This window comes from Ehrlichia muris subsp. eauclairensis, from assembly GCF_051097115.1.
Classification (GTDB): Bacteria; Pseudomonadota; Alphaproteobacteria; order Rickettsiales; family Anaplasmataceae; genus Ehrlichia; species Ehrlichia muris.
The window spans coordinates 414,759-429,256 of the sequence record NZ_CP118226.1 but is presented as its reverse complement, the minus strand read 5'-3'; the positions used below and the strand labels follow the sequence as shown (position 1 = coordinate 429,256).

The 14,498-nt window shown below is 30.0% G+C and carries 11 protein-coding genes and 1 tRNA gene; 4 read left to right on the top strand and 8 right to left on the bottom strand.

The window, feature by feature from the left end; translation table 11 throughout:
* The first annotated feature begins 70 nt into the window (after positions 1–70).
* Positions 71–1,363 carry an adenylosuccinate synthase gene (locus tag PVA18_RS01830; RefSeq protein ID WP_045804738.1) on the top strand — a complete coding sequence of 431 codons (1,293 nt, stop codon included), beginning with the start codon at positions 71–73 and terminating at the stop codon, positions 1,361–1,363.
* A 695-nt stretch (positions 1,364–2,058) separates the two neighbouring features.
* Here PVA18_RS01830 and ruvX read toward each other — a convergent pair.
* The 3 genes from ruvX to PVA18_RS01815 form a co-directional block, all read right to left on the bottom strand.
* Complete coding sequence (ruvX, locus tag PVA18_RS01825) at positions 2,059–2,529, bottom strand: Holliday junction resolvase RuvX (RefSeq protein ID WP_045804739.1); 471 nt, start codon at positions 2,527–2,529, stop codon at positions 2,059–2,061.
* A gap of 347 nt (positions 2,530–2,876) precedes the next feature.
* On the bottom strand, positions 2,877–4,664 hold the full coding sequence (locus tag PVA18_RS01820) for a ribonucleoside-diphosphate reductase subunit alpha (RefSeq protein WP_045805015.1): 1,788 nt from the start codon (positions 4,662–4,664) through the stop codon (positions 2,877–2,879).
* A 236-nt stretch (positions 4,665–4,900) separates the two neighbouring features.
* A tRNA-Glu gene (locus PVA18_RS01815) sits at positions 4,901–4,973 on the bottom strand.
* 233 nt (positions 4,974–5,206) lie between these two features.
* On the opposite strand from PVA18_RS01815, the gene PVA18_RS01810 reads away from it, so the two are divergent.
* On the top strand, positions 5,207–6,034 hold the full coding sequence (locus PVA18_RS01810) for a polyprenyl synthetase family protein (RefSeq protein ID WP_231568501.1): 828 nt from the start codon (positions 5,207–5,209) through the stop codon (positions 6,032–6,034).
* Between the two features lie 3 nt (positions 6,035–6,037).
* On the top strand, positions 6,038–6,949 hold the full coding sequence (locus PVA18_RS01805; RefSeq protein ID WP_045804741.1) for a hypothetical protein: 912 nt from the start codon (positions 6,038–6,040) through the stop codon (positions 6,947–6,949).
* Positions 6,950–7,415: 466 nt separating this feature from the next.
* On the opposite strand, the gene PVA18_RS01800 is transcribed toward PVA18_RS01805, so the two are convergent.
* The 3 genes from PVA18_RS01800 to PVA18_RS01790 form a co-directional block, all read right to left on the bottom strand.
* On the bottom strand, positions 7,416–8,480 hold the full coding sequence (locus tag PVA18_RS01800) for an FAD-dependent oxidoreductase (RefSeq protein WP_045804742.1): 1,065 nt from the start codon (positions 8,478–8,480) through the stop codon (positions 7,416–7,418).
* 675 nt (positions 8,481–9,155) lie between these two features.
* Entirely contained in the window at positions 9,156–10,580 is a 1,425-nt protein-coding gene (locus tag PVA18_RS01795; RefSeq protein ID WP_231568517.1) for a replicative DNA helicase, read from the bottom strand.
* A gap of 744 nt (positions 10,581–11,324) precedes the next feature.
* On the bottom strand, positions 11,325–11,750 hold the full coding sequence (locus PVA18_RS01790) for a hypothetical protein (protein ID WP_045804744.1): 426 nt from the start codon (positions 11,748–11,750) through the stop codon (positions 11,325–11,327).
* A gap of 155 nt (positions 11,751–11,905) precedes the next feature.
* Here PVA18_RS01790 and PVA18_RS01785 point away from each other — a divergent pair, with 155 nt between their 5' ends.
* Positions 11,906–12,328: a nucleoside deaminase gene (locus PVA18_RS01785; RefSeq protein ID WP_024072195.1), complete on the top strand. Its 423-nt coding sequence runs from the start codon at positions 11,906–11,908 to the stop codon at positions 12,326–12,328.
* A gap of 173 nt (positions 12,329–12,501) precedes the next feature.
* On the opposite strand, the gene PVA18_RS01780 is transcribed toward PVA18_RS01785, so the two are convergent.
* Both PVA18_RS01780 and plsX read right to left on the bottom strand, forming a co-directional pair.
* The gene (locus PVA18_RS01780; protein ID WP_045804745.1) at positions 12,502–13,461 is read right to left on the bottom strand and encodes a beta-ketoacyl-ACP synthase III; all 960 of its coding nucleotides are present in this window, start codon (positions 13,459–13,461) and stop codon (positions 12,502–12,504) included.
* 9 nt (positions 13,462–13,470) lie between these two features.
* Positions 13,471–14,484, bottom strand: coding sequence for a phosphate acyltransferase PlsX (plsX, locus tag PVA18_RS01775; protein WP_045804746.1), 1,014 nt, complete (start codon positions 14,482–14,484; stop codon positions 13,471–13,473).
* Between the last annotated feature and the right edge of the window lie 14 nt (positions 14,485–14,498).

The following is a 14,498-nucleotide window of genomic DNA, read 5'->3' as shown; positions in this document are numbered from 1 at the left end:
TTGACTACTAAATTATTTGACACAATTTCTTTATTTTGTTAGTGTGACTTGGGATTTATACAGAAAAGCTATGGTGAATATAGTAGTTATAGGATTACAATGGGGTGATGAAGGAAAAGGAAAAGTTGTAGACTGGCTATCTACTAATGCAGATGCTGTAGTTAGGTTTCAAGGAGGTAATAACGCAGGACATACTATAGTAATAAATGATAAGGTATATAAATTAAACCTTCTTCCATCTTCTGTTTTACAAAATGATAAGTTATCGGTAATAGGGAATGGAGTAGTGTTAGATCCTTATGCCCTTGTTTCTGAAATCGATAATTTGAAAAGTAGTGGTATCAACATTACTGCTCAAAATCTTGTAATATCAGAATCTTGTCCATTAGTGCTAAGTGTACATAAACAAGCAGACGTGTTGTTTGAACAACTTAGACAAGACACTATAGGAACCACAAATAAAGGAATTGGGCCATGCTATGCAGATAAAATTAGCAGGCGAGTTATTAGAGTATGTGATCTACTAGATACAAAAGACTTATTATACAATAAAGTAAATCATCTTCTAAGTTACCACAATTTACTAAGAAAAAATCTTAATACTCCACCTATACAAGCAGAAAATATCGTTAACGAGCTGTTAAATATTGCCCCAAAAATTTTACCATTTGTTCAACCAGTATGGAAAATTATATATGATTTAACACAACAAAATAAGGTTATAATTTTTGAAGGAGCACAAGGGACATTTCTAGATATTGATCACGGGACATATCCGTTCGTTACATCAAGTAATACTATAGCATCACAAGCATGGGTTGGATGTGGAATCAATCCGTCCAACAAATCTCATATACTAGGATTAGTAAAAGCTTATACAACAAGAGTCGGCAATGGACCATTTTTTACTGAGCAAAATAATGATATTGGAAGAATCATGTTTGAAACAGGAAAAGAATTAGGAACTGTAAGTAATAGACAGAGAAGATGCGGATGGTTTGATGCAGTATTAGCACGACAAGCAATCATGTTATCTGGAGTATCAGGGCTGGTTATAACCAAACTTGATGTATTGGATCAATTCAGTGAAATAAAAATATGTGTAAAATATAAGTACGGAGATAAAATATACGATTATCTTCCTGCTTCATCTTATATACAAAGAAATCTAGAGCCAATATATGAAACACTTCCTGGGTGGCAAACAAGTACATTTGGTAGTGTATCACGTAAAGATTTACCACAAAATGCTATATCATATATAAAAAAAATAGAAGAAATTCTAAAAGTTCCTATTTATTTAATTTCCACAGGCCCAGAAAGAAATTCCATGATCATACTCAATAGTGACTTTTTGCAGTAGTACATTATGAACAACATCTAAACTCAACTTTATAGATTACATTAAGCATAAAAAATGCTATACTTCTATAATAATTAATACTTAAAAAATTGTATTAATGACTATAACATTAAAAAAATGTTTTACTTTATAACATGTCTCCGGATAAAAAAATTTATAAACATATATCAATAACATTCAAAGTATGTAGTAAAAAGTATAGATAACAACAAATTCGTACGGATGCAAATTTAATAATTTGATAGTTGTTTGATGAAAAGAAACAAATGACCAAAACCCTGTATTTAAAGTAGCAACATTACCTCACCTCTAAGTTATCGATTTCAGAAATATGATATAAAGATCTAACGCTATACCTAATCATACTCATAAACAACTTATATCCATAAAAATAGGTAAAGATTAAATAATCGAAATCCTGTATGTTTTAGCAGCAATATTATTACCACTTTCTAAGTTATTGATTTCAGAAATATGGTAAAAGATCTAACACTACACCTAATCACACTTATAAACAACTTATATCCATAAAAATAGGTTATGAAAAGTAATGTTATACTTTATTACTAGTAGCAACCTCTACATTTTGCCCTCTTTAACAATACATATATAATTAAAATAATGACTGGAGAAACAAACGTTGATGTCCAATACACCTATCACCATACTAATATTACTTTTAGATATTTCTATATCTACATTTGGTAAACTTTTATTATATCAAGCACTTGTTGTAAAATTAATACAGCTGAGATTTTATCATCAATTGCTTGAGATTCCTTCCTCTTAATATTAGCTAACTTTGCTACTCTTGTAGCCATGGCAGTACTATATCTTTCATCATGTAAATAAACATTAATATCATACTTTACTATAATTCGATTTGCAAACAGAACTACTTTCTGACATAACTCATTTTCTAACCCATTTAACTCAATTGGCCAGCCTATAATCATTGATCCTACACCATTTTCTATCAAAATAGAATATAAACTACCTAAATCTTTCCTAGTACTTCTTCTCATATATACACTGTAAGGCATAGCCACTAAATTTGTTCTATCACTTAAAGCTATCCCTATTTTTTTTTCTCCAAAATCTAAACCCATTATCCTTTTTGTCTTGTCTATAACTTCAACAAATTCATCAATGTTTTTATATAACATACCACTTCCACTAAGAATATTCTGCCCCCACAACTTTATATCTTTAGCACATATTACTTAAAATCATCATACTCTACCAATAGTATATAATGTATAACTTACAGTTAATACTTCACATTATTGATTACACTACTTAAAATAGTCATATCCAAAACTTTTGCATACATGTATTCCTGAAAATGAACTCTCATAATAAATTTAATTTCTTAAATTGATACTATAAATATGAAACACTAATTTTTGCACTGACAATACAGACTAATGTAATAAATCCCTGATTAGTTTGAGAAACAGGATTAGCAAATTTTATACTACAGTCACAAAGAGAGAATAACAGGAATGCCACACTACTGACAAGATAAACATTCATTATAATCAAAATTTGTAATCTGCTTATACTGTTCTACTGATTTTTCTAATGCCCCATGAGATACTTTATCCGCACGCTGGATTGATTTTGATCTACAATAATACAAACTTTTCAATCCCTTCCTCCAAGCAAGAAAATGTATTTTATGCAAATACCTTTTATGAACATTCGCAGGCAGAAAAATATTAACAGATTGTGCCTGACATATATACTTTGACCTATCACTTGTATGTTCTATTATCCACCTCTGATCAAGTTCATATGCAGTTTTAAATATTAACTTTTCTTCTTCAGTTAAAAAATCTAAATGTTGTACAGATCCCTCATTAGTTGAAATAGAAGACCATACTTGCTCATTATCTTTACCTTTTAACCTTAACAATTTCTGTAAGAACTTATTTCGCACAATGAAAGAACCAGTTAAAGTTTTATGTGTAAAAACATTTGCTGCATATGGTTCAATACCAGGGGAAGTATTACCAGCAATAATAGAAATTGACGCAGTAGGAGCAATAGATAACTTATTTACAAATCTTTCTATAATACCAGCATCTTGTGCATCAAGACAAGAACCTTTTTCTATAGCAATATTATACGATGCAATATCAGCATGCTTTTTTATATGAGAAAATATTTTTTTATTCCATATTGTAGCTGTCACAGACTCAAACGGTATCATTTTACTTTGCAAAAATGAGTGAAATCCCATTACTCCAACACCTATACTACGTTCACGCATTGCTGAATATTTTGCTCGTTCCATTTCACTAGGAGCTTTCTCTATAAAATCAGTCAATACATTATCAAGAAATCTCATAACATCTTCAATAAATAATGAATTATCCTTCCATTGCTCGTAATATTCAAGATTCAATGATGCAAGACAACATATAGCAGTACGTGACTTATTTAAATGATCATATCCAGTAGTAAGAGTTATTTCTGTACACAAATTAGACATTTTTATGTCTAAATTTAGTTTCTTATAAATTTCAGGTTTATTGTTATCAACCTGATCAATAAATAATATATATGGCTCCCCCGTTTCAACTCTTGTTGTTAAAATTTTTATCCAGATATCACGCGCCTTTACAGTAAAAAGCACTGATTGATCTTTAGGACTTATCAAATCCCATGGTTCATCATTTTCTACACATCTCATGAATTTATCTGATAATACAACCCCATGGTGTATATTCAATGCTTTTCTATTAGGGTCACCTCCTGTTGGTTTTCTTAAATCCAAAAATTCCTCAATTTCTGGATGCCAAACAGGGAGATATACAGCAGAACTACCTCGACGTAATGATCCTTGACTAATTGCTAAGGTTAAAGCATTTTGTACTACGATAAACGGTATAATACCGGAAGTTTTACCACTACCACGTACTTTTTCACCTATAGAACGCAAATTTCCCCAATAACTCCCTATACCACCACCTTTCGATGCTAACCACACATTTTCATTCCACAAATTAACAATACCTCTTAAGCTATCTTCTGTTTCATTCAAAAAACACGAAACTGGCAATCCTCTATTTGTACCGCCATTACTTAATATAGGAGTAGCAGGCATAAACCATAATTGGCTCATATAATCATATAACCTTTGCGCATGCTCTGGATTGTCTGAATAATATTCAGAAATCCTCACAAATAATTGCTGATAATCTTCATTTTCAAGTAAATACCTATCAGACAACACGGCCTTACCAAAAGCTGTAAGATTATTATCTCTTCCATAATCAACAATTACTGTCCTCATAATCTCTACCCTTTTTACCATTTAAACCTTATGCGTACTATAAGAATTATTGCCCATACATATATATTGTATATATTTACTATATAAAACACAATATATAGAAATGCAAAACATCTATCAAAAAAATTACACTGTAAACTATCTAATAACTACTATGACTTAATACAATAAATACCTCCATTAGGAAAGTAAGTATGACGTATAAGTGTGTAAAATTATAAAGAAAAAAATAAAAGTGACTCCCACGGGAGTCGAACCCGCGTTACCACCGTGAAAGGGTGGGGTCCTAGACCACTAGACGAAGGAGTCATATATTAGCTGATTATAAAATTGAACATCAGCATAGTCAAACATTATTCTCAACAATCTACTTATTTCTAAATACATAACATATTTATTAAATATTCCTACATGACAAAACAAAGTGCACCATATATTAAATATTATCAATCTTTTCTTAGTAACTACTATAAATTACATTGCATATTATTCTTAGACTTTTATAATCTTCGATACAAAGGGAATAATGTCTAGAGGAAACCTTGTCTCACAATATATCAGATCTAATGAAACATCACAGTAGCTTACTTATAAAAAAGCTAGAAAGTGTTTTACCAGAAGACAATCAAGATATATTATTAACATCTATGAGGTACTCCATGTTTGCACCTGGCAAGCATATACGCCCTTTCCTTGTTAATGCTTCTGCACAAATATTTAATGTCAATATAGAGAGGGTTCTACCTGTAAGTGCAGCTGTAGAAATCATACATGTTTACTCATTAATACATGATGATTTACCAAGCATAGATAATGCAAATATACGTCGAAAACAAGCAAGCTCTCATAAAAAATTCAATGAAGCAATAGCAATATTAACTGGTGATGCATTATTAACTTTAGCATTTGAAATATTATCAACAATTGATGAATCACCTTTTATACGTTGTTGCATGATAAAAGCACTAGCTAAAGCTTTAGGCTACCAGGGTATGATACAAGGACAAATACTTGATACAGAAACTACAGCAAAAGATATAAATGATATACAAGCTATACACGTGTTAAAAACAGCTCAGTTTTTTGCCGTAGCATGTGAATTAGGAGGAATATTAGGAAATGCATCAAATATTGAATTAAATGCTTTGACTAGTTATGGATTAAATCTTGGACATGCTTTTCAAATAAAGGATGATATTGCTGATGCAGACCAAGATAAATCCAAGAACAACATTCTTAATGTACTAAACAATGAAGACGCTAAAAACTATGTGAGTAGTCTAATAAATAGATCAACTGGACATTTAACTGTTTTTTCACATAAAGCAGCTATTCTACACAGTTTAGCCGGATTTATAAGAAATTTATAAAACATGAAGAAGATACTTTCCAGGTTATTATATATCTGTCTTAGTCTAATAGCTGTAATGTTGACAGGAAAGGCATTAACAATGCTATATACAAACACAATATTCAACCAACATACAACAGATAATCCCAGCAAACCATACAAGATTAACGCTAAACATTCCCTAACACATGCCATAGGATATGAATTATTAAGACCAATCATTGAATCTCGTATTGACCACTATATAAAAATAAATGGATTGGTTGATTACTTAGAACACATCAAGCATAAAATTATAAAACCGGATCTTTTCACAATACATGATATTGTAGAAGGAAATGGTAAAAAAGTATTATGCGGACAAAATATTTCGGCAACAATACACAAGTTTCTATATGATCCAGACAACAAAAATACCTTTTCTCAAGCATTAACAAATATCCCACAAGAAGTAACATTTAAACTAGGAGAAAGCATTATAAAAGAACTAAATTATACAATAGAAGGTATGGAAGAAGAAGGTCAACGTATCATTATACTAACAGATCAAGAAGGCAATTTTAAAGAACAATACTATGTAAAGTTAATATCTATTGACTCATCATATCCAGATGAGGTTAATGATATATTAATTTTTAACAATATTATCGAGAATTATGAAGGCACCGTCAATAAAATACGTTGCGGTGATAGTATAAACGTAAGATACAGCATACGTGAATCAAATGGAAAAGTAATATTAGAAGATCAAGAATTAAAAGTAGATATTGGAAAAAATGAAGCTCCTCTTGCAATAGAATTAGGACTGATTAATATGAGACCAGATATGACACGATCTATCATTGTATCCCCTAAACTTTTTACCAATTTTGAGAAACCCGAAAATTTTGACGAAAATAGCATCAAAATAATTGACATAAGCATTATTGAATGACATTTCTTATAAATCATTGAAATATATACAAGCAATACAGCACAAAATAACTGATAAACATCAAATTTCTCTTGTAACTGATATTGAATTATGATTTTTTAATATGAAATAGAGACACAACATGTTCCACTATTATATCTCCTAAGCTTTTTACTGATTTTGAAAAATCCGAAAAATTTTTTTGATGAAAACAACATTAAAATAATTGGTATAAGCATTATTGAATAACATTTCTCACAAGCTATGAAATAACCACATAACAACACTATTTAAATTAGAGAAATAAAGTAATTCTAGCTTGGTCAGCAACATTTTTAATTTAGAAATTCTACATTTACCTGACATACTAAATTACTACACAACTAACAATATAATTCTACAGCTTTTAAAACTAATAATTATATTCTCTTGACCTATGTACATATGTAAAAAACTAAATTCCAACACTGATTATTATCCTTGTGCATTAGTTAATTATTTCAATAATTGAAGAATTATTACTTAAGTTACCATTAAGGAATAATACTAATTCTTCTATCAAAGATGGAGCCAACAAATACCCATGACGATATAAACCATTAATCCTTATAAGATTATTCTGAACATATATTTTAGGCAAGTTATCAAAAAATGCTGCTCTACAATTTCTTGACATATCTATAATTCTTGCTTCAGCAAAACCCCTATGTACCGAATAAGCTGCAGATAACAACTCTAATACAGATTGCACTGAAACCTCAGACATATCTGAGCTTTCTATTTCAGTAGCCCCAACAACAAATTGAGAATTTTGCCTAGGAACTATATATATACTATATCTTGGATGCACCATTCTAACTGGTCTGTTTAAACTAACTTGTGGAGCATATAATAATAACACTTCACCCCTAACCCCTCTTAGATTAGGCAAATCATTTTTTGCTCCTATACCTCGACAATCAAAAACAAAATCAAATTTATATTCTTTACCATTTTCTAGAACCACAACTTCATTTGCTATTTCATTGACAACAACGTGTTCATACCAAATTACATTATATTGTTCTAAAGTACACATTATATTATAAAAGAATTCGGTACTATCAATTTGAGCTTCTCCTGGTAGATACAATCCGTAAGGAAATGAGAGATCAGGTTCAAGCAGTTTTAAAGCATTCTCATCTATTATCTGTAAATTACTAAGATGTGATTTCTCTTTTATAAATATCATCATTCTTTCAAGATCTGGCATGTCATTTTTATGAGCTACTATTACACTTCCAAGCATTTTAAAAGAAGTATTGCCTAATATATCATTAAGAATTTTCGGCCATAAGTTTAATGATTTTATACCTAACTCAAAAACAACTTGTTCCATTTTCTCTGATTCTGAATATAAAGCAAGCATACCTGCAGCAATAGCACCACAACTTTGCCTGTCACTTTTACCAAACTTATCAAACAAAGTAACCTTCCAATTATCACGTAATAACCTTAATGCTAGTAACCTACCTACTAACCCTGCTCCTACAATCCCTGCTTTTTTACTCATGATAAAATCTAGATATAAATTAATTTATAAAAAATAAATTTTCTAAATAACACATACATCACTACTCTAATATAATTGCCTATTTTAAATTGCTCTAATAAAATATAAAACTACTTTATTACAATTACATCAAACTAATGCTCATTTATCGCTCATTCCAATTATAAACAACTGCTTTTTCGTATATCTATAAACAAAGATACACACCATATCCTAAGCCAAATATCCAATACAAACTTTCCTAGTCTTAAAATTATCAAAAATTCATCAATAATTCAAATATCTATCCTTTGAAACATCTTATCATATATAGTTTATATTATGATTTATCATGAGTAAAAATCCTTCATGATGTTATGTATATAACATAGCCTTAGCATCCAAATGCCAATATTGCATTAAATATTTTTACTATAATAAAAAAAACCCTTTTCTAAAAACACCTCACTACATATACAACTAATGATCATTTATTATAGTGACACTTTTCATTATATACCAATGATGCAATATATTAAGCATCTAAGATCAACACTGCAATACACTACTTTAAGCTTAACATCATAAAAGCAAATTTACTTATTCTATACAGTACTTTTTATTTAGAAAATAGCGGTACTGTTTATACTATAATTACATAGATTAAATACTGATAATAATACAGAAATAAGCATTCTAAAAATTAAAATCCGCAGGATTATATCTTGCTGTATAATCTTTAAATCTACCTTTTTCCGCTTCAAAAAATAACTTAATATTACCAATTGGACCATTACGCTGCTTTGAAATTAATACATCTGCAACATTACTTATTGAATTCATTCTTTCTTGCCATTCAACATGCTTAGCTGTACCTTCAGATGGTTGTTTTCTGAGTTCATAGTACTCTTCTCTGTACAAAAACATTACAACATCAGCATCTTGCTCTATACTACCAGAATCTCTTAAGTCTGACAATTGAGGTTTTTTATCATCACGTTGTTCAACTAACCTTGACAACTGGGATAAGGCTATAACTGGTATATTTAATTCTTTTGCAATAGCTTTTAGTCCCTGCGTTACTTCTGATACTTCTTGAACCCTATTCTCTCCACTACGCTTAGTCGTACCCTTAACTAATTGTAAGTAATCTATAAAAACAGCTTCTAAATTATATAGTTGATGCATTCTCCTAATTCTAGTTCTCAAGCTACTTATAGATATACTAGATGAATCATCAATAATTAATGGTAAATTACACACTTTAGTACTGGCATCAAGTACTTTCTTGAGTTCTTCACCACTAATTTTTCCAGATAATGCTTTATAAGAACTCACATCCGATTCAATAGCTATAACCCTAGAAGCTAACTGCTCTGCTGACATTTCTAATGAAAAAAAGCCAACATGTTGGCCATTATATTGACTACTATTACTTAAAATTTTACATGCATTTAACGCCATATTTAGTGCTAAAGCTGTCTTTCCCATAGATGGACGTGCAGCTAAAATAAGCAAATCAGATTTTTGCAATCCATTTAGCAATTGATCTAAATCACGAAATCCTACAGATACACCTTGTAAAGTTCCTTCATTACTTTTTGCAAATTCTATCTTTTTTTTAATATTCGCAACTAAAAGTGCAAACTGATGATATGTTTTATCAGACTTTCCTTGATTACCCAGTAAAAATAACTTTTGTGCAGCATTCTCTATTTGATAAATCGCAGAGTTATCAACGTCATAATCATATGCCCCACTAATTAAATCCTGCCCAAATGAAATAAGACACCTCCTTAAATAAGCATCAACAACTATATTTGCAACATTCTTAATATCAAAAATTACACTAGCTTTTGCTGCAATTTTTGCTAAATACTCAACTCCACCAGATTCAATTAAATCTTCATCATTATCAAAAAACATCTTCAAGCTAACTTCGTTAGCAACTAACCCACGCTTATTAATTTTTACTATTTGTTCAAAAATACGTCGATGTAGAGCATCAAAAAACACATCACTTGTTATTATATCTTCAACTGCATCACAAATTCTATTATCACGCAACATTGAACCTAATAATATCTGCTCAGCTTCAATATTACAAGGAAGCTCAGACATTAATTGACCAAAATTTTTACTAGTGTTTGACTTCAATTCCAAAATACCCTCTCAATAGTAATATCCCTATAATTTAAGATAAAAAATTAACTAGCTATAACCTATTTATAACATCTTACAATTGTTAACAACTTAAAAAATTATCAGTATATTCTGAAATAACCATTGCGCATTAAGACTTCTTTCTGCATACACTCATTTCTCAAAACTAAGATACAACAAACTCGGAATTACAATGATAACTTTATCTCATCAATAAAATTTATCTGATTGTACTATCATTCCATAGATTCATGAATAAAAATTTTTTCACAACTTATTCTTTTATAAAATAAATCAGAAAATTGTTATATCTGGTTCACTCAACATTAAAAAATAAAATTTTACATTTTCGTAATATAACACATGCTACTTACCTTATATGTGATACAACAAATTATTGCACAAATTGACAACATCAACCTTTATTCGAAAAATTAAATATTCTTATTTATTAGATTTACAATAAATTTTATGATTAAACACATTACACACATGTGCACAACAATCACTTCTATGCAATATGTAATTTATATCTTAAAATTATTTTCTAGACTTTATGCATAAAAAACTAAAATTCTCTTAAATTATAAGGAATCATAAACTTTATGTTCTGTTCAAGATTATGATACAATAATAATGGTTCACAAGATGTAGATTTACATAAATTATTTTAGATTTTACGTAAAATAAAGTACCACATAACTATTTAGATCTTCCTCTATGTTTTCCTTGAGATAGAGACTTCATACTTACAAACATTTGCCAAAACCCTGTTTGCTCTTTATCAAATTTCAAACCAGCAAACCTTTGCAACTTTTCAGACATTACAAGCTTAGTCCACTGACCTATTGGTTGCATAATATTAATGATTTTAGTATTACCTTCATATTCTACTTGATCTCTAGCAAGATCACTCACTAACATTTGATGTTTAATGAGCTCTTTCTTCTTTTTCTCTATATACCTTTTATATTTCTCTTCATCTGTTAGCTGATCTTCATAATCATTATCAATAAATATCTCTAAAAGCTTTTCATATATATAGCTTCTACAAAAGGTAAATAAGGCAATACAAATACCTAAGATACCCAAAGCTATGACTAAATAAATAAGAATATTAAAATACATAAAAATACATAAAAGCCCTACGTGTGTATTGTATCATAATTTTATCAAAATAGTAATCACTCCCTTTATTTTACTATAAAATATTAATCAAATTTTTTCTATTATATAATACTAATTTTAAGTAAAAAGTAAGAGCAGTGTTCGACTATACATATATGAAATTAGCTATTTCAAAAGCACAAGAAGATATATCAGAAGTACCAGTAGGAGCAGTTATAGTACATAACAACAAAGTAATATCTTTCGCTAATAATTTAAACATACACAACACAGATCCAACTGCTCATGCAGAAATCTTGGCTATAAGAAAGGCATGTAAAATATTATCTACTCATATATTAAATCAATGTGATATATACGTGACTTTAGAACCATGCGCAATGTGTGCACAAGCAATATCATTTTCTAAGATACGCAGATTATACTTTGGAGCTTATAATAAAAAATATGGAGCAATTGAGAATGGAGCTAGAATTCTCCAATTTTGTCATCATATACCAGAAGTATATGGTGGAATACTAGAAGAAGAAAACATAAAACTTATAACAAATTTTTTTAAAAAACTAAGAAGACAGTAATTTACAGATAACTTACTTTATTCAACAAAAAATATATAGTTATCTTATACTATAAAAATATATCATTTCACTATAAATAACTGATATAAAAAACAATCAAATTAGATATCATGCATTTTTTATATAATAAAATCTCCAAAAGCAATAATACCCACACTTTATAAGAAGCTTTATTAAATACGTATTAAACATGTACCCCAAGTAAAACCACCACCTATTGCTGCCAATACAGCAATATCTTGCTTTTTTAATCTTCCAGATTCCTTTGCATAAGATAGTGCTAAAGGAATTGATGCTGCAGAAGTATTGCCATGTTGATCAACACTAATAACCATTTTTTCATAAGGTATCTTGAGTCTGCGTGCAACTAGTTCAATAATACGAACATTAGCCTGATGCAAAATAAACCAATCAATATCACCTATTTCTAAACCATTTTGATTCAGCATTTCAAGTATAGAAGAACTCAATTTTTCAATTGCATGTTCAAATACAACAGTGCCACTCATACATATTGTACCAGCAACACCATTATATGCGGTACCACCGCTAGTATATAATAAATTACAAAAAGCTCCATCAGAATGTAAAATAGTTGATATAATACCATCATCTCTTTCAGAATTATTGCTTAAAACTACTGCACCTGCCCCATCACCAAATAAAACACATGTTGATCTATCTTGCCAATCTAAAATCCTAGACATAATTTCAGCCCCTATAACTAAAGCTGTATTTATCTGACCAGACTTAATAAAACTATCAGCAACAGATATTGCATATATAAACCCAGAACACACCGCTTGAATATCAAAAGCAAACGCTTTTTTACATTCTAACTTATTCTGAACTATAGTAGCACAACTGGGAAAAGTTCTATCTGGAGTAGTAGTAGCAACAATAATTAACTCAATTTCATCTTTATGAACACATGCATCATTTAAAGCTGATCTTGCTGCACTCGCTGCCATATCTGAAGTCATTTCATTTTCTTCAGCAATATGCCTTTGCTTTATGCCAGTTCTCTTCACTATCCACTCATCACTAGTTTCAACAGTTAGAGCAAGCTCATCATTTGTTAATATCTTCTTAGGCAAATATGAGCCTATCCCCAACAGACTAGATCTTTTCATAGGACAACATTAATTTAATTCATGAATAATTTTAGCATTGATATCATTACGCACAGCATTTACGGCTACCTTAATAGCATTAGCAAAAGCTACTTTATCAGCATTTCCATGACTTTTCACTACAACACCATTTAACCCTACTAACATAGCTCCATTATACATTTTAGGATTAAACCTCATGAAATCTTTTTTCATACTAGATTTCAACAACAACCCTGCAAATTTCGTTATCATAGAACTAGCAACTGATTTTTCAAAAACTGACTTAAAAGTATATGCAAGAGATTCAGTGACTTTTAATACAATATTTCCAGAAAATCCATCGGCAACTACAACATCAACCTTACTTTCCAGTATATCAATAGGTTCAATATACCCACAAAAATTTATTTTATTTTCAATTTGTTTTAATAATAAAAATGCCTCTCTTATAACACCTGTACCTTTAACTTCTTCTTGTCCAACATTTAGTAATGCTACTTTAGGGTTAGGAATATTCAATACAGCTTTTGCGAAAGCATTACCCATAATAGCAAATTGAAATAAAGAACTCGAACTACAATCAATATTAGCCCCTAAATCTAAGAATACAAATTCTTCACCTCCTTTAGAAGGAAGCGCGGTACAAATAGCTGGACGGTCTATATTAGGCAGTGTTCCTAATAAAAAACGCGAAATAGCCATTAAAGCACCTGTATTACCAGAAGACACAACTGCAGATGTTACATTACCTTTTATACTATCAATTGCACACCACATACTAGAAGATCTACGTTTTCTTAAAGCAAAAGATGGCTTATCATTCGCCAATACTACTTCCGGAGTATTAAAAAACAAGCTATAATTCTTAACATTTTTATATTCATCTAATATAGGTAAAACTTGGCTTTCCTGCCCATATATATTAAAAGAAACGTTTTGATTATCTAATAAATTTGTTAAAGCAAAATCCAACCCGCTTACTACTGCTTCAGGGGCAAAATCCCCACCCATAGCATCTACTGCAATTGATATCATGCTCATCTATATACTTCCCA

What these genes read in the sequence shown, in the direction of transcription:
- PVA18_RS01830 (WP_045804738.1), top strand. Translation starts at nt 71, where the DNA reads ATGGTGAATATAGTAGTTATAGGATTACAATGGGGTGATGAAGGAAAA.
- ruvX (WP_045804739.1), bottom strand. Translation starts at nt 2,529, where the DNA reads ATGTTATATAAAAACATTGATGAATTTGTTGAAGTTATAGACAAGACA.
- PVA18_RS01820 (WP_045805015.1), bottom strand. Translation starts at nt 4,664, where the DNA reads ATGAGGACAGTAATTGTTGATTATGGAAGAGATAATAATCTTACAGCT.
- PVA18_RS01805 (WP_045804741.1), top strand. Translation starts at nt 6,038, where the DNA reads ATGAAGAAGATACTTTCCAGGTTATTATATATCTGTCTTAGTCTAATA.
- PVA18_RS01800 (WP_045804742.1), bottom strand. Translation starts at nt 8,480, where the DNA reads ATGAGTAAAAAAGCAGGGATTGTAGGAGCAGGGTTAGTAGGTAGGTTA.
- PVA18_RS01795 (WP_231568517.1), bottom strand. Translation starts at nt 10,580, where the DNA reads ATGTCTGAGCTTCCTTGTAATATTGAAGCTGAGCAGATATTATTAGGT.
- PVA18_RS01790 (WP_045804744.1), bottom strand. Translation starts at nt 11,750, where the DNA reads ATGTATTTTAATATTCTTATTTATTTAGTCATAGCTTTGGGTATCTTA.
- PVA18_RS01785 (WP_024072195.1), top strand. Translation starts at nt 11,906, where the DNA reads ATGAAATTAGCTATTTCAAAAGCACAAGAAGATATATCAGAAGTACCA.
- PVA18_RS01780 (WP_045804745.1), bottom strand. Translation starts at nt 13,461, where the DNA reads ATGAAAAGATCTAGTCTGTTGGGGATAGGCTCATATTTGCCTAAGAAG.
- plsX (WP_045804746.1), bottom strand. Translation starts at nt 14,484, where the DNA reads ATGAGCATGATATCAATTGCAGTAGATGCTATGGGTGGGGATTTTGCC.